Annotated in this window: 19 protein-coding genes; 10 read left to right on the forward strand and 9 right to left on the reverse strand. The window is 71.7% G+C overall.

Features of this window, described 5'->3' with window-relative positions; all coding sequences use genetic code 11:
* The 3 genes from B7X32_RS06810 to B7X32_RS06820 all read right to left on the reverse strand — a co-directional run.
* Positions 1–896 (reverse strand): P-loop NTPase (locus B7X32_RS06810; protein WP_292717874.1); only part of this gene is annotated, 896 nt, incomplete at its 3' end.
* Complete coding sequence (locus tag B7X32_RS06815; RefSeq protein WP_292717911.1) at positions 893–1,417, reverse strand: DUF1003 domain-containing protein; 525 nt, start codon at positions 1,415–1,417, stop codon at positions 893–895. The genes B7X32_RS06815 and B7X32_RS06810, both read right to left, overlap by 4 nt.
* Entirely contained in the window at positions 1,417–2,703 is a 1,287-nt protein-coding gene (locus B7X32_RS06820) for a CBS domain-containing protein (RefSeq protein ID WP_292717876.1), read from the reverse strand. The genes B7X32_RS06815 and B7X32_RS06820 overlap by 1 nt, the downstream gene beginning before the upstream one ends.
* 88 nt (positions 2,704–2,791) lie before the next feature.
* Here B7X32_RS06820 and B7X32_RS06825 point away from each other — a divergent pair, with 88 nt between their 5' ends.
* Genes B7X32_RS06825 through B7X32_RS06835 form a run of 3 tightly spaced genes read left to right on the forward strand, consistent with a single transcriptional unit; the run spans position 2,792 to position 5,534 of the window.
* A complete protein-coding gene (locus B7X32_RS06825) occupies positions 2,792–3,607 on the forward strand; it encodes a general stress protein (protein WP_292717878.1) in 816 nt (271 codons plus the stop codon).
* Entirely contained in the window at positions 3,604–4,359 is a 756-nt protein-coding gene (locus B7X32_RS06830; RefSeq protein WP_292717880.1) for an alpha/beta family hydrolase, read from the forward strand. The genes B7X32_RS06825 and B7X32_RS06830 overlap by 4 nt, the downstream gene beginning before the upstream one ends.
* On the forward strand, positions 4,356–5,534 hold the full coding sequence (locus B7X32_RS06835; RefSeq protein WP_292717882.1) for an aminotransferase class I/II-fold pyridoxal phosphate-dependent enzyme: 1,179 nt from the start codon (positions 4,356–4,358) through the stop codon (positions 5,532–5,534). The genes B7X32_RS06830 and B7X32_RS06835 overlap by 4 nt, the downstream gene beginning before the upstream one ends.
* Positions 5,535–5,696: 162 nt before the next feature.
* Here the strand turns inward: B7X32_RS06835 and B7X32_RS06840 are convergent, their stop codons facing one another.
* Both B7X32_RS06840 and B7X32_RS06845 read right to left on the reverse strand, forming a co-directional pair.
* Positions 5,697–7,127 (reverse strand): aminopeptidase P family protein, encoded by a 1,431-nt coding sequence (locus tag B7X32_RS06840; protein ID WP_292717884.1) that lies wholly within the window; start codon positions 7,125–7,127, stop codon positions 5,697–5,699.
* Between the two features lie 109 nt (positions 7,128–7,236).
* Positions 7,237–8,739 carry a S8 family serine peptidase gene (locus B7X32_RS06845; protein WP_292717886.1) on the reverse strand — a complete coding sequence of 501 codons (1,503 nt, stop codon included), beginning with the start codon at positions 8,737–8,739 and terminating at the stop codon, positions 7,237–7,239.
* Between the two features lie 186 nt (positions 8,740–8,925).
* Here B7X32_RS06845 and B7X32_RS06850 point away from each other — a divergent pair, with 186 nt between their 5' ends.
* Positions 8,926–9,321, forward strand: coding sequence for a DUF3054 domain-containing protein (locus tag B7X32_RS06850; RefSeq protein ID WP_292717888.1), 396 nt, complete (start codon positions 8,926–8,928; stop codon positions 9,319–9,321).
* Between the two features lie 53 nt (positions 9,322–9,374).
* Here the strand turns inward: B7X32_RS06850 and B7X32_RS06855 are convergent, their stop codons facing one another.
* Positions 9,375–10,370, reverse strand: coding sequence for a LacI family DNA-binding transcriptional regulator (locus B7X32_RS06855; protein ID WP_292717889.1), 996 nt, complete (start codon positions 10,368–10,370; stop codon positions 9,375–9,377).
* A 108-nt stretch (positions 10,371–10,478) separates the two neighbouring features.
* Here B7X32_RS06855 and B7X32_RS06860 point away from each other — a divergent pair, with 108 nt between their 5' ends.
* The 4 genes from B7X32_RS06860 to B7X32_RS06875 are packed head-to-tail and all read left to right on the forward strand — an operon-like array spanning position 10,479 to position 13,909.
* Positions 10,479–11,348, forward strand: a complete 870-nt coding sequence (locus tag B7X32_RS06860; protein WP_292717891.1) for an ABC transporter substrate-binding protein — start codon at positions 10,479–10,481, stop codon at positions 11,346–11,348.
* Positions 11,345–12,445 carry an amino acid ABC transporter permease gene (locus tag B7X32_RS06865; protein ID WP_292717893.1) on the forward strand — a complete coding sequence of 367 codons (1,101 nt, stop codon included), beginning with the start codon at positions 11,345–11,347 and terminating at the stop codon, positions 12,443–12,445. Before B7X32_RS06860 ends, B7X32_RS06865 begins: the two co-directional genes overlap by 4 nt.
* A gap of 1 nt (position 12,446) precedes the next feature.
* Complete coding sequence (locus B7X32_RS06870) at positions 12,447–13,190, forward strand: amino acid ABC transporter ATP-binding protein (protein ID WP_292717895.1); 744 nt, start codon at positions 12,447–12,449, stop codon at positions 13,188–13,190.
* 17 nt (positions 13,191–13,207) lie between these two features.
* On the forward strand, positions 13,208–13,909 hold the full coding sequence (locus tag B7X32_RS06875; RefSeq protein ID WP_292717898.1) for a type 1 glutamine amidotransferase: 702 nt from the start codon (positions 13,208–13,210) through the stop codon (positions 13,907–13,909).
* 88 nt (positions 13,910–13,997) lie between these two features.
* On the opposite strand, the gene B7X32_RS06880 is transcribed toward B7X32_RS06875, so the two are convergent.
* Positions 13,998–15,032 (reverse strand): endonuclease/exonuclease/phosphatase family protein, encoded by a 1,035-nt coding sequence (locus B7X32_RS06880; RefSeq protein WP_292717900.1) that lies wholly within the window; start codon positions 15,030–15,032, stop codon positions 13,998–14,000.
* Positions 15,033–15,152: 120 nt separating this feature from the next.
* Here B7X32_RS06880 and B7X32_RS06885 point away from each other — a divergent pair, with 120 nt between their 5' ends.
* The gene (locus tag B7X32_RS06885; RefSeq protein WP_292717902.1) at positions 15,153–16,043 is read left to right on the forward strand and encodes a PHP domain-containing protein; all 891 of its coding nucleotides are present in this window, start codon (positions 15,153–15,155) and stop codon (positions 16,041–16,043) included.
* A gap of 144 nt (positions 16,044–16,187) precedes the next feature.
* Here B7X32_RS06885 and B7X32_RS06890 read toward each other — a convergent pair whose 3' ends face one another.
* Positions 16,188–17,711: a DEAD/DEAH box helicase gene (locus B7X32_RS06890; protein WP_292717904.1), complete on the reverse strand. Its 1,524-nt coding sequence runs from the start codon at positions 17,709–17,711 to the stop codon at positions 16,188–16,190.
* A gap of 210 nt (positions 17,712–17,921) precedes the next feature.
* On the opposite strand from B7X32_RS06890, the gene B7X32_RS06895 reads away from it, so the two are divergent.
* Positions 17,922–18,635, forward strand: coding sequence for a ferritin-like fold-containing protein (locus tag B7X32_RS06895; RefSeq protein WP_292717906.1), 714 nt, complete (start codon positions 17,922–17,924; stop codon positions 18,633–18,635).
* A 31-nt stretch (positions 18,636–18,666) separates the two neighbouring features.
* On the opposite strand, the gene B7X32_RS06900 is transcribed toward B7X32_RS06895, so the two are convergent.
* Positions 18,667–20,367: an FAD-dependent oxidoreductase gene (locus B7X32_RS06900; protein WP_292717908.1), complete on the reverse strand. Its 1,701-nt coding sequence runs from the start codon at positions 20,365–20,367 to the stop codon at positions 18,667–18,669.
* Between the last annotated feature and the right edge of the window lie 169 nt (positions 20,368–20,536).

Genomic DNA, 20,536 nt, shown 5'->3' on the forward strand with positions numbered 1-20,536 from the left:
GTGCCGAGCAGATCCAGCACGGTCCCGTCCGGAAGGGTCAGCGCGGCCATGTTCTCCACGACCCCGATCACCCGCTGCCCGGTCTGGCGCGCCACGAGCCCGCTGCGGATCGCCACATCGGAGGCGGCCTCCTGCGGCGTGGTCACGACGAGCACCTCGGCGTGCGGGAGGAGCTGGCCGAGCGTGATCGCGATGTCGCCCGTGCCCGGCGGCATATCGATGAGCAGCACGTCGAGGTCGCCGAAGAAGACGTCGGTGAGGAACTGCTGCACGGTGCGGTGCAGCATGGGCCCGCGCCACGCGACGACGGACTCGCCCTCGCGCAGGAACATCCCGATCGAGATCGCCTTCACGTCGTGCGCGACCGGGGGCAGCATGAGGTCGTCGATCCGGGTGGGCTGGGTGCCAGGGGCGATTCCGAGCAGGCCGGGGATCGAGAAGCCGTGCACGTCGGCGTCCATCAGGCCGACCCGGCGACCGCGGGCCGCCAGGGCGACGGCGAGGTTGGCGGTGAGCGAGGACTTGCCGACCCCGCCCTTGCCGCTCGTCACGGCGATCACGCGGGTGAGCGAGTCCGGGCCGAACGGCATCTGCCGGGGCGCCCTGCCGTCGCGCAGGCGCTCGGTGAGAGCGCGCCGCTCCTCCGGCGTCATCACGCCCACCGCGACCTCGACGGACTCGATCCCGGGAACCGAGGCCGCGGCCGCGTGCACGTCGGACTCGATCCGCGCGGCCGCGGGGCAGCCCACGATGGTCAGGGCGATCCCCACGCGCGCGACCGCACCGTCCACCGTGATGTCGCGGAGCATGTCGAGGTCGGCCAGCGGACGGCGCAGCTCGGGGTCGGTGACGGCGCCGACGGCGTGACGGACCGCGTCGGCGAGGTCGCCGGTCACGGGGTCTGCTCCGCCGGATCCTCGTCGCGCAGCTCCGCCAGCATCGCCCTGAGTTCGGCGCGGAGCACCTCTCGGGTGACGCCCTGGGTCGAGCGCTCCTCGAGCGCCATGCGCAGCGCGACGATCTCCCGGGCCAGGTACTCGGTGTCGGCGAGATTGCGCTCGGCGCGCTGACGATCCTGCTCGATCTGCACGCGGTCGCGGTCGTCCTGCCGGTTCTGCGCGAGCAGGATCAGGGGGGCGGCGTAGGAGGCCTGCAGGGAGAGGATCAGCGTGAGCAGGGTGAAGTTCGTCGCGGCGGGGTCGAACTGCCACTCCTTGGGCATCGCGATGTTCCACCACAGCCAGACCGCGACGAACACCGACATCCCGATGAGGAAGCCGGAGGTGCCCATCGCGCGCGCGAATGCCTCGGAGAAGCGGCCGAAGGTGTCGCTCGACGGCGTCGAGGACGAGCCGCGACCGAGCATGCCGGAGCGGCCGCGGGGCAGGTCCAGCCCGCGACGGCCCGACTTCGCCATCATCCCGCCGCTCCCGGCGTCCGGACGGACCGCGAGGATCCGTTGTGGTCATCGGCGTCGTGCGAGCGCCAGTCGTCCGGGAGCAGGTAGTCGAGCACGTCGTCGACGCTGATCGCGCCGACGAGCCGGTGCGCCTGATCCACGACGGGCAGGGAGACGAGGTCGTAGCTGGCGAGCATGCGCGCCACCTCGGCCGCGGACGCGGTCGCGGGCACCGGTTCGAGCGTGTCGTCGACGATCGCGCCCAGCCGCTCGTGCGGGGGATAGCGCAGCATCCGCTGGAAGTGCACGACGCCGAGCAGACGTCCTGTGGGCGTCTCGAACGGCGGCAGCGTGATGAACACCGCGGCGGCCAGCGCCGGGTGCAGCTCGTGCCGGCGGATCAGGGCGAGCGCCTCGGCGACCGTGGCATCGGCGGAGAGGATGATCGGCTCCGGGGTCATCAGACCGCCCGCGGTGTCGGGGCTGTAGCGGAGCAGCATGCGCACGTCCTCCGCCTCCTCCGGCTCCATGAGCTCGAGGAGGTGCTCCAGGCGGCCCTGCGGCAGCTGCGCGAGCAGGTCGGCGGCGTCGTCCGGCTCCATCTGGTCGAGGATGTCCGCGGCGCGCTCATCGCCGAGGCGATCCAGGATGTCCATCTGGTCGTCCTCCGGCATCTCCTCGAGGGCGTCGGCGAGCCGCTCGTCCGGCAGCTCCTCCGCGACCTCGATGCGGCGCTGCTGGGGCAGGTCGAGCAGGGTGTTCGCGAGGTCGGCGGGGTGCATCTCGGAGTAAGTGGCGACGAGCTGCTCCGCGGACTGCGCCTCACCGGGACGGTTGTGCTCGTGCACCTCGTTCCACGTCGCGAACGTGGTCGGCCCCTTCGCGAACGGGGACGCGCTGGTCTTGGGCTTGCGCAGGAAGAGCTGGCTCACGGACCACTCGCCCAGTCGATTCGGCTCGATCGCGACGTCCTCGATCACGGCGGTGCCGGAGGCGTCGGAGAAGTCGACCCGTCGCCCGACGAGCTCGGCCATGATGCGGACCTCGCCGTTGCGCGGCTTGAAGCGGCGCACGTTCATCAGCCCGGAGGTGATGACCTGTCCCGTGCTGATCGAGCCGACGCGTCCGATCGAGAGGAACACCTGCCGGCGGCCGGGGATCTCGCAGACCAGGCCGATCACGCGCGGGGATGAGCTACTTCGGTAGACGACGACGACATCTCGGACTTTCCCGATCCGGTCGCCGGCGGGGTCGAACACGGCGCACCCGGCCAGGCGCGCGACGAAAACCCGCTGTGTGCTCATGGTTCCAGCGTACTGTCCGCAACCTTCGGATCAGGGGCGGGTGACGGCATCCGGTGGCCATGACGCGCCCGCATGGAACAATGGACCGATGAGCATGCTCAACACGTCAGGCCCCGCGGGCGAGATCGGCGAGACGGTCGCCACGGTGACCGAGTACGAGGCCGCGCAGAAGCTCGTCTCGCAGCTGATCGCGGGGGAGATCCCGGCGAGGGCGATCGCGATCGTCGGCGTCGGCGTGCAGACCGTGGAGCGGGTCACCGGACGCCTCGGCTATGCGAACGCCGCGCGCTCCGGCGCGGTGAACGGCGTGCTCATCGGACTCTTCCTCTCGGCGATCTTCGTCCTGGGTAACCCCGCCGTCCCGATGCAGGCCTTCGTCGGGATCCTCTTCGTCGGCGTCGCGATCGGCATGATCCTGAGTCTCATCACGTACTCGATCGTGCGCCGCCGCCGCGACTACGCGAGCGTCATGCAGCTCAAGGCTGATCACTACGAGGTGACGGTGCTGCCGGATTCGGTCGGCAAGGCGCGTCAGGTGCTCGGTCGCGCCGTGACGCCCGTCCCGCAACCCGGTCGCGCCGCCGCCGTGCCCACCGCCCCCGCCGCCGGTTCCGCGGGTGGCCCCGCGGTCGCGCCTCCGCAGTACGGCGAGCGGATCGAGGAGCCGCCGCGCTATGGGGAGCGCATCGCACCGCAGCGCCCGCCGATGCCGCCCGCCCCGCCGGTCGCCCCGGTGCTGCCGGTGCCCGCTGAGCCCGCGCCGTCCGCCGACGCCCCCGCCGCCGCGCCCGAGGCGCCGGCCCAGGATCGGCCCGTCGAGGACGCGCCGTTCGAGGACGTGCCCGCTGAGGGCGAGAACCCCGCCGAGGGCGAGAACCCGGCGGGCGACGGCGCCGCGCGATGACCACGCTGCGCGAGGAGCGGTTCCGCATCCCGGTTCCGCTCCCCGCCGGCACGGTCGAGGTCTCTGCGGTGCTCGGCCCCGCGAGTGGCGGCGCCGAGGGCGGTGTCGACGCGCCGACCGTGGCGATCGCCCACGGGGCGGGCGCCGGCATGGACCATCCGTTCCTGGTCGGCTTCTCCGCCGCACTGCAGGCCGCGGGCCTGCACACCCTGCGGTTCACCTTCCCGTACCTCGAGGCGGGGCGGCGCATGCCCGGTCCTGCCGCGCATGCGATGCTCACCTGGCGCGCCGTGATCGCCGCGGCGCGCGAGCGCGGATCCGGATCCGTCGTCGCGTGCGGCAAGTCCTACGGCGGACGGATGGCGTCGATGGCCGCCGCCGAGGAGGCCGGCCTCGACGTGGACGCGCTGGTCTACCTGGGCTACCCGCTGCACCAGCCCGGCAAGCCGGAGAAGCCCCGGGTCGAGCACCTGCCGGCCGTGGCGCAGCCGCAGCTCTTCGTGGAGGGCACGAACGATCCGTTCGTGCAGCCGCTGTCGCAGCTCGAGGATGCCGTCGCGTCCTGCCAGAACGCGACGATCGTCTGGATCGAGGGCGGCGGCCACTCGTTCGAGGTGAAGGGCCGCAAGCGTGCGGCCGACGAGATCGGGGCGGAGCTGGCGCCGCTGGTCGCCCGGTTCGTCCTGTCGGGTTTCGTGATCGACGCGTCCATGCAGGGCGCATCCGGGAAGGACGCAGAGGGAGACGCATGAGCACGGCGGAGGAGCTGGACGCGATCGGCATCGACAGGCTGCGCGAGATCGGCAGCCTGAAGTGGTCGGTGTTCCCCGAGGCGATCGGCGCGTTCGTCGCCGAGATGGACTTCCCGCCCGCCCCGGCGATCGTCGCCGCCATGAAGGGCGCGATCGACGACGGCCTGACCGGGTACCTGCCGGCGGCCGTGCGGACGCGCATGACCGAGGCGACCGCGCGGTGGCAGAAGGACCGCTACGGCTGGGACATGCCGGCGGAGCGGATCCGTCCCGTGCCCGACGTCCTCACCGCGCTGCGCACGACGATCGACTTCTTCACCGCGCCCGGTGCGAAGATCGTGCTGCCCACGCCCGCGTATATGCCGTTCCTGACCATCCCGGCGATGCACGATCGCGAGATCATCGAGGTCCCGATGCTCGTCGAGGACGGGCGCCACGTCTACGACCTGGACGGCATCGACCGGGCGTTCGCGGACGGCGGCGGTCTGCTGATCCTGTGCAACCCGTACAACCCGCTCGGGCGCGTGTTCGAGCGGGGCGAGCTCGAGGAGGTCGCGGAGGTCGTCGCACGGCACGGCGCACGCGTGTTCTCGGACGAGATCCACGCGCCCCTCGTGTTCGCGCCGCACCGCCACGTGCCCTATGCGAGCATCAGCGCAGTGGCCGCGGGGCACACGATCACCGCCGTGAGCGCCTCGAAGGCGTTCAACCTGCCCGGTCTCAAGGCGGCGCAGGTGATCCTGACGAACGACGCGGACGTCGAGACGTGGGCGCGGCCGGAGGTCGCGTGGGCCGAGCACGGCACGGCGAACCTCGGGGTGATCGCGGCCACCGCGGCCTTCGACGACAGCCGGGAGTGGCTGGACGGGACGCTCGACTACCTCGACGGCAACCGGCGCATCCTCGGCGAACTCCTCGCGGAGCACATCCCGGCCATGGGCTACCGCGCTCCGGAGGGCACGTACATCGCGTGGCTGGACGCGCGCGGCCTCGGCATCGAGGGTTCGCCCGCCGCGTTCTTCCGCGAGCACGCGGGCGTCGCCATGACGGACGGCGTCGCCTGCGGCGCCGCGGGGGAGGGCTACCTGCGCTTCATCCTCGCGACGCCCCGTCCGGTGATCGAGCAGGCCGTGCACCAGATGGCCGCCGCGCTCCGCGAGCACGCCGCGCGCTGAGCCCGGGGTCCGCCGGCCTGCCCGCCCGCGCTCTGCCCGCGCCTCCACTTCCGCCGACGCCCCCTCGCAGCACCGAGGCCCCCTCGTAGTTACGCAACTGCGAGGGGGCCTCGATGCTCAGAGGGGGTCTCGACGTCAGTGGGCGTCAGCGTCCGCCGGAGGTCAGGAAGCGGATCCCTGCACGCGGGCGATCCAGGCCTCGACCTCAGCGGAGGTGCGGGGGATGGCGGACGAGAGGTTCACCGGGCCGTCGGCGGTGATGAGGATGTCGTCCTCGATGCGGACGCCGATGCCGCGGTACTCCTCCGGCACGGTCAGGTCGTCGATCTGGAAGTACAGACCGGGCTCGATCGTGAACACCATGCCGGGTTCGATCCGGCCGTCGTAGTACATCTCGCGGCGGGCCTGGGCGCAGTCGTGCACGTCGATGCCGAGGTGGTGGCTCGTGCCGTGCACCATGTAGCGGCGGTGCTGACCGCCCTTGTCGGCGTCGAGCGCCTCCTCGGCGGTGACGGGCAGCAGGCCCCACTCGGCCGTGCGACGCGCGATCACGTCCATCGCGGCCGCGTGCACCTCGCGGAACAGCACGCCGACCTTCGCGGCGGCGAAGGCGGCGTCCGCGGCCTCGACCACGGTGTCGTAGATCCGGCGCTGCACGTCGCTGAACGTGCCGCTCACCGGCAGTGTGCGGGTGATGTCCGCGGTGTAGAGACTGTCGGCCTCGGCCCCGGCGTCGACGAGGATCAGGTCGCCCGGCAGCACGGCGCCGTCGTTGCGGGTCCAGTGCAGGTAGCAGGCGTGCGGGCCGGAGGCGGCGATCGTGTCGTAGCCCTCCCAGTTGCCGTCGCTGCGGGCGCGCTGGTGGAAGACGCCCTCGACGATGCGCTCGCCGCGCGGGTGCGCGATCGCGCGGGGGAGGTCGCGGATGATGTCGTCGAAGCCGTTCGCGGTGATCTCCACGGCGCGGCGCATCTCCGCGATCTCGTGGGCGTCCTTGACGAGGCGCAGCTCGGAGACGAACTGCGTGAGCTCGCCGTCCTCGTCGACCACGAGGTCGTGGTCGCCCGCCGCGAAGTCGTCGAGGTGCGCGGTGGCGACGCCCAGGTCGGCGGCGACGCCGGCGAGGGCCGGGCGCGGGCCGATCCAGAACTCGCCGATCGTGGCGTCGGAGTAGAACTCGCTCGTGGTCCGGTCGGCGCGCTCGCGGAAGTACAGCGTCACGTCGTGACCGTCCGCGGTGGGCTCGAAGACGAGCAGGGAGTCGGGCTCGGAGTCGGCGGCCCACCCGGTGAGGTGCGCGAAGGCCGAGTGCGCGCGGAACGGGTAGTCGGTGTCGTTGCTGCGCTGCTTGAGGGATCCGGCGGGGATCACGAGGCGCTTGCCGGGGAAGGCCGCGGAGACGGCCGCCCGCCGCGCCGCGGCGTAGGGCGCCTGCGCGCGGGGCGCCGGTACCGTTTCGGGGCGCTCGGCCCAGCCCGTGGAGATGGTGTCGAGGAAGCCCTGGGGGAAGGGCTGGCGGCGGTTGGTGGTCGTCGAGGTGGTCGCGGTGGCGGCGTCGCCCTGCTGCGCGATCGTGTCGTGCTCGGAGGTCATGGATCCATCCTCTCACCGGCGGGCGCGGGAAGGATCCGGGCGGGGACGACGAGGGGCCCGGACCGCCGGGTGTCGGCGATCCGGGCCCCTGCCGTCGATCCGGATCAGATCACTGCACGGCCTTGAGCGCGTTCACGATGCCGTGACCGTAGTAGCTGTTCAGGTCCGGCGTGCCCACGCACGCCGCACCCTCGTCGTACTGCGGGGCCGAGCATGCGGTCGGCGTCGCATCGTCCTCGAGCTTCTGCACCATCTGCGCGGGCGTCAGCTCGGGGTGCGCGGACTTCATCAGCGCGAGCACACCGGCGACGTGCGGGGACGCCATCGAGGTGCCGCTCTTGAGCCCGTACTTCCCGCCGGGGATCGTGGAGAGGATCCGGGATCCGGGCGCCGCCACGTCGATCTCGCCGAGGCCGCGGTTGGAGAAGTAGGACAGCTGGCCGGCCTGCGTGAGCGAGGCGACCGTCACGACGCCGGGGACCTGCGCGGGGATGTCCTTGCAGCCCTGGTTGATCGTGCGCGGGGTCGGCTGGGCGGCGTCATCGGGGCTGCCCTCGTCGCGCGTGTTCACCGTCAGGTCGAGGCCCGAGTTGCCGGCCGCGGCGGCGCTCACCACGCCCCGGGAGTTGGACCAGTTCACGGCGCGGGCCACGGCCTCGCGGACCGCCGCCTGGTCGGGCTGGTCGTCGCACCAGAACTCGAACGGGTCGATGTAGTAGCTGTTGTTGGTGACGTCCATCCCGCGCTGCGCGGCCCACATGAAGCCGCAGACCGCGTACTCGGGGTAGATGAACCCGTCGTCGTTGACGACCTTCACCGAGGCCAGGCGCACGTTCGGCGCGACGCCGACGATGCCCACGTCGTTGCGGGCCGCCGCGATCGTGCCGGCGACGTGCGTGCCGTGGTCGGAGGTGGTCGGGTACCAGCCTCCCTCGGTCTGGTCGGGCCGACCGCCGGTCGTGCAGTTGACGGAGTCCGCGACGTCGATGTTGGCCTGCAGGTCGGGGTGCGTCGGGTCGATGCCGGAGTCGAGCACGCCCACGAGGACGTTGCGGCTGCCGTCGGTGACCTGGTGCGCCTGATCCGCGTGGATCATCGTCATGTCCCACTGCTGGGACTCGAGCGAGTCGGATCTGGTCGCGGGCACCGGCTCGGTGGGCTCGTCGCCGTTGACGGGCTTGTTCTTGCCCTGCTTCCAGCCGGAGGATCCCGGGCCCCACGGCGCCTGCGGGCCGGTGACCTTGTCCTTGACCTCGACCGTGCGGGTCGCGCCGACCGATGCGACGACGTTCTTGCCCTTGACCTTCACGGTGTCGCGGAACGCGGCGCGGTCGGACTGCGCGATCACGACGCCGATCTCGGGCCAGCTCTGCACGACCACGCCGCCGGCTTCGGCGATCGCCTTCTCGGCCTTGCGGGTCTGACCGGGGTTCGCCTGGCCGATGTTGACGACGTAGCTCATGACGGTGCCGTCCGGCGGGGTGATCGGCACGGGCGTCGACGGCTCGTTCGTCGCCGCGGTGGCGCTGACGGAGCCCGCCAGGACCAGCCCCAGCGCCGCGACGGTGCAGGCGATGGTGCGGAACGGGCGTGGGGGGTTGAACATCCTCATCGGTGAGGGTCCTCTCGTGGGGGTGGGTGCCGACGGGGTCGGCGCGGGCGGATGGCCCTGCATCGTTTCTAGCCGCGTCTCCCAGCCATTTCAATGCTTGCTGATAGCCGGGTATCAGGGTAGGAGGGGGTCGGATCCGGCCCGGCCCGTGCTTCGGCGCATAGCCCGCCGGGCTAGCGTGGAGGCATGACCGAAGCCGCCTCCGCCCGCCGCTCCGCCCTGTCCTGGCCGTGGGCGGTGGGGATCGACGTCGTGCTCGTGATCGTGTTCGCCGCGATCGGCCGCGCGAGCCACGAGCACAGCATCGACGCCCTGGGCGTGCTGGAGACGGCGTGGCCGTTCCTCGCGGGGCTCGCGGCGGGCTGGCTGGTCCTGCGCGCGTGGAAGGCGCCCGCCGCGGTGCTCCGCACCGGGGTGCCGCTGGTCGTGATCACCGTCGTGCTCGGCATGATCCTGCGGGTGGTCGGCGGCGGTACGACCGCGGTCGCGTTCATCATCGTCGCCACGGTGACGCTGCTGGTGTTCCTCGTGGGCTGGCGGGGGATCGCGGCGCTCGTCGCCCGGGCGCGCGCTCGCCGCTGAGCGACTCAGACCCGTGCCGGCTCAGACACGTACCGGCTCAGACTCGTGCCGGCTCAGACCCGTGCCGGCTCCAGGGCCATCGGGGTGACGACGTCGTCGGGGGATCCGCCCTCGAGCAGTTCGATCAGCACCCGCGCGCACTGCGCCCCGCTCTCGATCGGGTCGAGCTCCAGGTAGATGAGCCGCGGATCCACGGCGGCGCCGCGCGCCTCGCCCGCGACGGAGACGGCGAGGCTCTCCGGCACCGCCCGTCCGGCCTCCGCGGCCGCGGCGATCACGGCTGCCGCGTAGGTCTCGTTGAGGCAGTGCACGGCGTCGGCGCGTCCGAGTGCGTCCGCGACGAGCTCGCGGGCGCCGTCGATCGGAGGCTGCCCTTCGGGGAGCATGTAGACGAGCGGCGCAATGCCGTGCTCCGCGCACCAGCCCTCGTAGGCCCGCAGGGAACCCGCGGTGTAGCCGTCGATCGAGGACCCGCTCAGGAACGCGGGCCGTGTCGCTCCGGATGCCAGGAGGGCGTCGAGCGCGGCGGGGACGCCGGTCTCGACCGCCGCGCGCACGGAGCGGAGGCGTCCGGCGGGGGCGGTGCCTTCGTAGCCGCCCTCGGCGACGACGGCCATGCCCTGTTCGAGGGCGTACGCGACGATGGGGTCGTCGGTCCCCGGGTCGACGACGATGAGGCCGTCCAGCGGGATGGGACCCGCGAGCGCACCGCCGGGTGTCACCGGCACTGCGGTGATGGAATAGCCGTGTCCGAGGGCCTCCATGGCGGCGCCGGCGATGATCCCGCGGTAGTAGGGCAGGTAGGTGCGCTCCCAGATGGCCGAGCCGCTGTGCACGACGGCGACGCCGATCACGTGGCTGCGTCCTGACCGGAAGACCTTGCTGAACCAGCCGGGCTGGTAGCCGAGCTCTTTGCCGATCGCCAGGACCCGGTCCCTGGTCGCCTGTGCGACCTCGCCCTTGTCGTTGTAGACGAGCGACACGGTCGCCGGCGAGACGCCGGCGGCCTCGGCCACCTCGCGGATCGTCACCTTCTTGCGCGGTGCCATCGGTCCCCCTCCTGCGGCGCCGAGATTGACTTCGCGCCGTCGCACCCTGATACTAGCAACGTTCTCTTAAACCGGTTTAAGTGACCTTATTCTCCGAGAGGGATTTCAATGAAGAAGCACTTCCTCACGGCGGCCGTTCTGGCTGCCGTGACCGCCACGATGCTGACCGCGTGCAGCGGTGCGGCGACGGGCGCGACGTCGGACAAGCCGTACGGCGACTGCCCGGTGAGCGGGACCAAGGGCGAGTTCTCGCTCAAGACCCTGAGGCCGGGCGAGCTGCTGGTCAAGGCGGATCTGCCGAGCCCCGGGTGGTACAACGGCGACACCGTCGCCGAGATCCACGACGGCGTCGACTACTGCATCCTCGCGAACATCGCCTACCGTGCCGGCATCAGCAGGATCACCCTGCAGAACGCCTCCTTCGACGGCTTGATCGCGGGCAAGGCCGGCGACATGGATCTGACGCTGAACCAGATCACGATCACCGACGAGCGCAAGCAGATCTTCGACTTCTCGACGCCCTACTTCGACTCGAACTCCGGGATCGTCGCCAAGGAGGGCGCGAAGCTCACAGCGGCGGGCCTCAGGGGCGCGAGGATCGGCGTCAAGCAGGGCACCACCGAGCAGGTGTACGTCACCGACGTGCTCAAGCCCACCCAGCAGGTCTCGGTCTTCCCGGGCGATCCCGAGCTCGACGCCGCGGTCGCCGCAGGCCAGATCGACGCCGCCGTGCAGGATCTGAGCGTCGCGCTCGGGTCCACCTCCGCCTCGAACGGGCGGATCGCGGTGCAGGGGCAGATCGACACCAAGCAGCAGATGGGCGTGCTGCTGCCCAAGAACTCGCCGAACACGGCGGTCGTGGACAAGATCATCGAGCAGTTGAAGGCGGACGGGACGATCGACAAGCTCTCCTCGAAGTACCTGAGCAAGGCATACGGCGCCGACCCGACCAAGATCCCGGTCTGGAGCATCCAGTGACCCTCGGCACCACGACGCGCCCCGTGCGCACCCGTGCGGCGGTGCCGCGTCGGGACTCCTCGGGGACGGTGCTGCTCGTCGGCGCGCTGGTCTGGGTGCTCGCGGTCGCCGCGTCCGCGTGGAACGCGGCCACGCTGCCGTCGAGTGCGACGGGCGTCTGGCGGCTCGCGATCGCGGCGGCGCTCTGGATCGTCGTCGCGCTCGCGGTGGCGGCAGGACTGCCGCTGCTGCGCGGGACTCGCGAGCGTGCGGCCGCGCTCGCCGCCGCCCGCGAGGACGATGCCGCGCAGGCACGCAGATGGCGCTTCCGTGCGAGCCAGAGCGGCTGGATCACCGCCGGCTACTGCCTCCCGCTCCTGGTCGTGACCCTGTTCGCCCAGTTCCTCGCGGCGAACGGCCATGCCGTGCAGTCGACCTTCTTCGACGTCGCGTTCATGTGGAAGACGCTCGGCGGCATCGCCGTGGGGTTCTGGCAGAACATCCAGATCGCCGTGCTGGCGGAGATCCTGGTCCTGGTCTGGGCGCTGCTCGTCGCGCTGGCCCGGCTCACGCCGGGCAGGGCGGGGCGCCCGATCCGCTGGCTCGCCACCGCGTACATCGATGCGTTCCGCGCGGTGCCGTCGATCATCGTGATCTACCTGATCGGCTTCGGTCTGCCGCTGGCCAAGATCCCCGTGCTCAGCGAACTCGGGCCGCTGTGGTCCTCGGTGCTCGCGCTGACGCTCACCTACGGCGCCTACGTCGCCGAGGTGTACCGGTCGGGCATCGAGGGCGTGCACTGGTCGCAGGTCGCCGCGGCACGCTCGCTCGGGCTCAGCTACGGCAAGACCATGCGTCACGTGGTCGTGCCGCAGGCGGTGCGGCGCGTGCTGCCGCCGCTGCTGAACGACTTCATCGGACTGCAGAAGGACACGGCCCTCGTGACCATCATCGGCACCGTCGACGCCTTCACGCAGGCGAAGGTCTTCGCCAGCAACTACTTCAACCTGTCCTCGGTCACGGTCGTGGCGATCCTGTTCATCGTGATCACGATCCCGCAGACGCGGTTCGTGGACCGCCTGATCGAGCGCGACGCCCGCGCCAAGACCCGGAGCTGAGATGGCCTTCCTCGAACTCAACGACGTGCAGAAGTCCTACGGCGAGCATCCTGTGCTGCGCGGGATCGACCTCCATGTGGAGCAGCATCAGGTCGTCTGCCTGATCGGCGCCTCCGGCTGCGGCAAGTCGACGCTGCTGCGCACCATCAACGGCCTGGAGGAGATCCAGGGCGGCGAGATCCGACTCGACGGCGACATCGTCTCGGGGGAGGGCGTGGACCTGAACGGTCTGCGCACGCGGATCGGCATCGTCTTCCAGAGCTTCAACCTGTTCCCGCACATGACCGTGCGGGAGAACGTCACGCTCGCGCCCCGCCGGGTGCTCGGCGTGTCCAAGGCCGACGCCGACGACTTCGCGATGAGGCTGCTCAGACGCGTGGGGCTGGATCACAAGGCGGACGCGTACCCGGATCAGCTCTCCGGCGGACAGCAGCAGCGAGTCGCGATCGTGCGGGCCGTGGCCATGGACACCGATGTGCTGCTGCTGGATGAGATCACCTCGGCGCTGGATCCGGAGCTCGTCGCGGAGGTGCTGAACATCGTCAAGGATCTCGCCGCCGAGGGACTCACGATCCTGATGGCGACCCACGAGATGAGCTTCGCGCGCGAGGTCGCCGACTCCGTGGCGTTCCTGCACGAAGGCCGCGTCCTCGAGCAGGGGCCGCCCGAGCAGATCTTCACGAGCCCGCGTGAGGAGCGCACGAGGGCGTTCCTCGGTCAGATCATCGCGGCGGGACGCCTGTGAGCGGCCCGCGGATCCTGGTGGTTGAGCACGAGGCGAACGCCGGCGCCGGTGTCGTGGGGCGCAGCCTGGAAGCGGCAGGCGCCAGGCTCGAGGTCGTCGGCCCCGAGGCGGGGACCGCGATCCCCGCGGCGCTGTCCGGGTTCGACGGGCTCATCGTGCTCGGCGGTTCACCCGGTCCGACCGACGATGACGACGCCCCCTGGCTGGTCGATGCGAGGAGGCTGGTGGCCGAGGCCCTCGATGCGCAGACCCCCTTTCTCGGCATCTGCCTCGGAGCGCAGATCCTTGCCGTGGTGGCCGGCGGCGCCGTGTCCGATGCGGCGGTGCCGGAGGTGGGGCTCACCGATCTCGAGCTCACCCCCGAGGCGAACGAGGACCCGCTCCTCGGCGGGCTCGGGGATGATCTCAGGGCGATGCAGTGGCATTTCCTCGAGGTCACCGAGCTGCCTTCCGGCAGTGTGTCGCTCTGCCGCAGCGACGCCTGCCGCAACCAGGCCTTCCGGGTGGGGGCGCAGGCATGGGGCGTGCAGTTCCACCTGGAGGCCGATGCGGAGACGGCGAGGGCATGGGCCGAACCCGAGAGCGCCGTGACCGACCTCGCCCGGGTGAACCTGAGCAGCGCGGACGTGATCGAACCGATGCGCGCGCACGAGGCGGAGCTCTCGGCGCTCTGGGCGGTCGTCGCGCGACGCTGGCTCGACGTGGTCACGACCGCGTGACCGATCCCCTCCGGAGCAGGGGCCGGCTCCTGCTCGGGAGGGGGCTCCTGCTCGGGAGGGGGCTCCTGCTCGGGAGGGCGTGCCGACCTCAAGGGGTCGCGCGCTCCAGCTGGGTGATGAGGGCGCGGTGATCGCTGCCGCCCGAGCCGGCGGGAAGGACGGCGGATCCGGTCGCGCGCCAGTGGGTCGTGGCCATGACATGGTCGATCGGGGCGCCGAGGAGCACCGGCACGGACGTCGGCCAGGTGCCGACCCCGCCGGATCCGGAGCGCGATGCCACGTCGCGGCACGCGCCGAGGTCTCCGCCGTCCGTGCCGAGCCCGCCCATGTGATCGAGGGTCGCGTTGAAGTCTCCGGCGAGGATGACGTTCTTGCCGGCAGGGCACTGGTCGGCGACCCAGCGCAGATCCCGGGTCCAGTCCGCCATCTCCTCCTGGCGCGGCGCGACGGTGTGCACCGCGACGACGGTGGGTCCGTCGCCCGAGACCGGCATCACGACGGCGCTGGGCACCGAGGACGTGTTGCTGGATCCGTCGGCGGAGGAGGGGATGACCGAGTAGTCGCCGAGCGCCGGCGAGATGAGCACCGTGGTCTGCCACGAATCCGTCCCCTTGGTGACCTCGGGACGGTACTGCACGTGATGCACCCACATCGGATGCCCTGCCTCGCGCAGGGTGAGCGCGATCTCCTCGCCCACGGCCTCCGTCGTCTCCGGCAGCGCCACGATGTCGGCCTTCTGCGCGACGATCGCGTTCGCGATCTCGCCGGCGGGGACCGCCTCGCCCGCGGTGTTCCAGGCGAGCACGCGCACGCTCGTCGCGGTCTTCTCCGGAAGGGCGTCGGCCGTGTCGACGCCGCGCAGCGCGAGGATGGCCGCCGAGGCGCCGCCGCCGAGCAGGGCCACGAGCGCGATCGACGCCGCGAAGCCGCGCAGCGGGCGCGCCAGGAGGAGCAGCAGCGCGACCACCAGGATCGCACCGAACGCGAGCACGAGCACGGCGCGCGAGGCCACGATCTGCGTGATCGGGAACGTCTGCTCGAGGTGGAAGAACTGCGGCCAGGTCACGATCGCCGTGGCGATCGCGAAGAGGACGGTGAGGAGGATCCCGATCAGTCGAAACATCGCCTCCGAGCCTAGGCGAGCGGATCTGTGAGGGTTCTGGTGCCGCCCCCCGGATCCGCGGACGGCGGGCGCGGCGGCGCGGAGCGGTCTGCGGGCGTGCGGGATCGCTACGCTCGGAGGATGACCGATGCCGATCCGACGTCACGCCCCGCCCTGTTCGACGGGCCGATCGATCTGCATCTGCACTCGAACCGCTCCGACGGCACGGAGGATCCCGCGACCCTCGTCGAGCGCGCCGTGCAGGAGGGTCTGGGGACGATCGCGCTGACCGACCACGACACCACGGCCGGATGGGTGGATGCGGCCGCGGCCGCGACGGCGCACGGCATGACGTTCATCCCCGGCATGGAGCTGTCGGCCAAGGACGGCTGGCGGAGCGTGCACGTCCTCGCGTACCTGTTCGACCCGATGGATCCGGATCTCGCCGCCGAGACCGCGCGGATCCGCGAGGACCGCATCGGCAGGGCCGAGCGCATCGTGCGCGGCATCGCGCGCGACTATCCGCTGCGCTGGGAGGACGTGCTGGAGCAGACGGATCCGGGGGCGACCGTGGGCCGGCCGCACATCGCGGACGCGCTCGTCGCCCGCGGGATCGTGCGCGACCGCGGAGAGGCGTTCGACGGGATCCTGCACCCGCGTCAGGGGTACTACGAGGCCCACTACGCGCCGGATCCGCTGACGGCGATCGAGCTCGTCGTCGGGGCAGGGGGAGTGCCGGTGATCGCGCACCCCGCGGGGCGCGAGCGCATGACCGATGCGACCCTGCGGCGTCTCATCGACGCGGGCCTGGCCGGGCTCGAGATCGATCACCGCGAGAACACGGTGGAGGGTCGCGCCTGGCTGCGCGGCATCGCCGCGGAGAACGATCTGATCGTGACCGGATCCAGCGACTACCACGGTGCGGGCAAGCCGAACGTCCCCGGCGAGAACACCACGGATCCCGCGATGCTGCAGCGCATCATCGACAGCGGATTCGGCTCCGCCCCCGTCTACCCCGTCCGCTCCCGATGACTGTCCTGGCCCGATAGCTGTCCGCGAAACTGCAACTGGGCGACGAGACTGCACATACAGAGTGCAGTCTCGTCGCCCAGTTGGAGTCTCGCGGTCAGGGATGAGCGCGGGACGGGTCAGGCGAGACGGTCAGGCGGGGCGGGGTCAGGCCCCGGGCTGGGGGGCGCTGCCTGCGGCGGCACCACCGGAGGGGCGGCGGCGACGACGGCGGCGGCGCTGTGCCGCCGGCTTGCCGTCGTGGTGCTCCGCGCCCTGACCGTCGTGCGTTCCGGATCCCTCGACGGCGCGGTCGGCGTCACCGGATCCTGACGCCTTGGCGGCGGGAGCCTCCGCACCCTCGGCGAACGTGGATCCGACCTCGTCCTCCGCGTTGCGGCGGCGACGGCGGCGGCGCGTGGTGCCGTCGCTCGTACCCTCCGCGGCCGCGTCGGCGGCACGCTGCGGCTCGCGCTGCTTGCGGGCGGGCTTCTCGGACACCGGCGCGGTGACCAGGCGGCCCTTGGTGCCGGCCGGGATGTTCAGGTCCTCGTAGAGGTGCGGGCTCGACGAGTAGGTCTCGATGGGCTCGGGCTGGCCGAACTCGAGCGCGCGGTTGATCAGGGCCCACTTGTGCAGGTCCTCCCAGTCCACGAACGTGACCGCGATGCCGGTCTTGCCCGCGCGGCCGGTGCGGCCCGCACGGTGCAGGTACGTCTTGTCCTCGTCCGGGATCGTGTGGTTGATCACGTGGGTGACGTCGTCGACGTCGATGCCGCGCGCGGCGACGTCGGTCGCGACCAGCACGTCCCTCTTGCCTGCCTTGAACGCGGCCATCGACCGCTCGCGCTGATCCTGGCCCATGTCGCCGTGCACGCCGCCGACGTTGAAGCCGCGGTCGCTCAGCTCGTCGACCAGTCGCTGCGCCGCGCGCTTGGTGCGGGTGAAGATCACGGTCTTGCCGCGCCCCTCGGCCTGGAGGATGCGGGCGATCACCTCGTCCTTGTCGAGCGAGTGCGCGCGGTAGACGAGGTGCTTGATGTTCGCCTGCGTGAGGCCCTCGTCCGGGTCGTTCGCGCGGATGTGGATCGGGTTCGTCATGAACCGGCGCGCGAGCGCCACGATCGGTCCAGGCATGGTCGCCGAGAAGAGCTGCGTGTGACGCACCGCGGGGACCTTGGAGAAGATCTTCTCGATGTCGGCGAGGAAGCCGAGGTCCAGCATCTTGTCGGCCTCGTCGAGCACGACCTCGGTCGCGTGCGAGAGGTCGAGCAGGCGCTGGTTGGCGAGGTCGATGAGACGGCCGGGGGTGCCGACGACGATCTGCGCGCCGGCCTTGAGCTGGTCGATCTGGCCCTCGTAGGCCTTGCCGCCGTAGATCGCCACGACGCTCGTCGAGCGGTTGCTGGTCAGCAGATCCATGTCCTCGTACACCTGCACCGCGAGCTCGCGGGTGGGCACGACGATGAGCGCCTTGACGCCGTGCTCGGGGTCGAGGCCCAGGCGCTGCACCACGGGGATGCCGAAGCCGAAGGTCTTTCCGGTGCCCGTCTTGGCCTGTCCGATGATGTCCTGGCCGGGAAGGCCCAGCGGGATGGTCTGCTCCTGGATCGGGAAGGCGTCGACGATGCCCTTCGCCGCGAGGGCGTCCACGATGTCCTGATCGATGCCGAGATCGGCGAAAGAAGTCACAGTCTTTGATTGCCTGTCCGGCGGGCCTTGCGATCGCGGCGCCGCCTCGTTGATGGGGTCCACGCCGAATCCGTATGCACAGGCGCGGGGCTCCGATCCGTCGCCGGAGCGGGTTCCAGCCTACCGGAGCGGGCCCCCGTCCTCGGGATCGGATCATGCGGGGCGCGCGCCGCCTCGGATGCGGCCGAGTCACTCCACTAGGCTGGGCGCGTGGTGAGGTGGTTCTGGCAGCGCGACAAGGCGCCGCGACGCACCCTGGTGCTCCGCTCCCGGGGCGACGTGGGCGACGCGACCCGCGTCGACTTCGCGGAGCTGGCGCCCGAGCTGAACACCTTCCTCGGGCAGGCCGCGTATCTGCAGCTGGGCTACTTCGAGACGCTCACCCGCCTCATCCGCGCCACCGACGATCTCGCGGAGAAGGAGATCCTCTCCCGCGCCGCCGGCGCCGCGCTCGCCAAGCACCACGCGATCGTCGCGATCATCGCCGCGCACGGCGACCGGCCCACCGAGGTGATGCTGCCGTTCCGGGAGCAGCTGGACGCGTTCCGGCGGAAGACCCTCGGGCCGCGCATCGCGGAGACCATGCTCGCGGTGTACCTGACGGCCGGCATGCTCGACGACTTCTACATCGCGCTCGCGTCCAGCTACGGCGAGATCGGTGCGGAGGTCGCCAGGATCCTCTCCGAGGCCGACGACCGGCACGAGATCATCGGGATCGTGCAGGCCACGATCGCGAGCGACGAGCAGTGGCGCTCCCTGCTGTCGATGTGGGGACGCCGGCTCGTCGGCGACACGATCCTGGTCGCCAGGGCGGCGCTGCGCCCGCACCTCCCCGGCGCCGAGAACGACCGGCTCGAGCCCGTGTTCACCGAGCTGATGGGCGCCCACGCGCGCCGCATGGATGCGATGGGCCTCGCGTCCTAGCGACGGGCGAGCAGCGCCCGGGCCGTGGCGATCAGGCCACGAGGACGTCGTCGCCGAGCACCGCGCGAGCGGTGAGCATCCCGCCCGAGAGCGATGCCGAGTCGAAGCCCGACTGCGTGAGCAGGCGGTGCGCGATGTGCGAGCGCACGCCGGATCCGCACAGGACGCGGACGGGGCGACCCGCCGCGGCGTCGCGCACCTCGTCGAGGCGGTCGCGGAGCTCGGTGTGCGGGATGTGCAGCGTGCCGGGGAGATGCCCGGCGGCGTACTCGGCCGCACTGCGCACGTCGAGGACGAGCGTTTCCGTGCGGAGGCGCTCCCAGTCCTGCGCGTACCAGAGCGCGAGCGTGCCGTCGAGGACGTTGGCCCCGACCATGCCCGCGAGGTTCACCGGATCCTTCGCGCTGCCGTACACGGGGGAGTAGGCGAGATCGAGGTCGATGAGATCGGTCGCCGTGAGCCCCGCCCTGATCGCCGTGGCCAGCACGTCGATCCGCTTGTCGATCCCGTCGCGCCCGACGGCCTGCGCGCCGAGCACGAGCCCGTCTCCGCGGCGGATGTGCACCACGAGCGCCATCTGCGCGGCACCGGGGAAGTACCCCGCGTGCTGCGTGGGGTGCAGATGCAGCGTCTCCGTCTCGATGCCCGCGGCCCTCAGAGCGGCGCTGTTCGCCCCGGTGAGGGCGGCCGTGAGCTCGCCGACGCGGACGATCGCGGTGCCCACAGGAGCGGGCAGCGGCCTCGCCGAGCCCGGACGGAGGATATGGTCCGCGATGCCGCGTCCCGCGCGGTTCGCGGGACCGGCCAGGGCGACCGGACGGCGCAGCCCTGTGACGGCGTCGACGGACAGGACCGCGTCGCCCGCGGCGTAGACGTCCGGCAGGTTCGTGCGGCCGTGCTCGTCGACGAGGATCGCCCCGCGCTCGCAGGCGACGCCCGCCGCCTCGAAGGTCGCGGTGTCGGGGCGCACGCCGACCGAGAGCAGGACGATGTCCGCCTCGAGGCGGTCCCCGTCCGCGAGCACGACGACGTCGTGGTCCTCGTGATGCTCGACCGACCCGGCGGCGATCCCGGCATGCACCCTGATGCCCAGGCGCTGCAGCTCGGCGGCGACCGACGTCGCGATCTCGGCCTCGAGCGGCGGCAGCACGTGCGGTGCGAGCTCGACGAGGTCGACCTCCAGTCCCTGCTGGCGCAGCGCCTCGGCCGCCTCCACGCCGATGAACCCGGCGCCGAGCACGACCGCGCGCCGTGCGGACGCCGGGGTGCCGGCCTCGATGCGCTCGCGCAGCCGCACCGCATCCTCGACGGTGCGCAGCGTGCTCACGCGCGGCGAGTCGAGTCCGGGCAGCGGGGGACGCACTGCGACCGCGCCCGGAGCCAGGACGAGCGCGTCGTAGCTCAGCTCCTCCTCGCCTTCGGGGCCGCGGACGGTCACGCTCCTCCTGGTGGTGTCGAGCGCGGTCACCTCGTGGTGCACGCGCACATCGAGGTCGAGTGCGGCGCGCAGGGTCGCCGGCGTCTGCACGAGCAGGCTGTCCCTGTCCTCGATCTCGCCGCCCACGTAGTACGGCAGGCCGCAGTTGGCGAAGGAGACTTGCGCGCCGCGCTCGAGCACGACGATCTCCGCCCGCTCGTCCAGGCGGCGGGCGCGCGCCGCCGCGCTCATCCCCGCGGCCACGCCGCCGACGATCACGATCCGCCGCGGGCGGTCCATCGCGTCGGCGCTCATCGCCCGAAGATCCGGGACAGCAGCCCACCCTTGGCGGGGGCCGCGGCATCGAGCTCGGCCCGGGTGTGCCGGCCGTCGCACCACTGCGCGGCCGGTACCGCGCGCTTGACGTCGGACACGTGCTGGCCGCATCCCGCCCAGGTGGTCTTCCCGCAGGTCTTGCAGGTCA

The organism is Microbacterium sp. 13-71-7, from assembly GCF_002257455.1.
Lineage (GTDB): Bacteria > Actinomycetota > Actinomycetes > Actinomycetales > Microbacteriaceae > Microbacterium.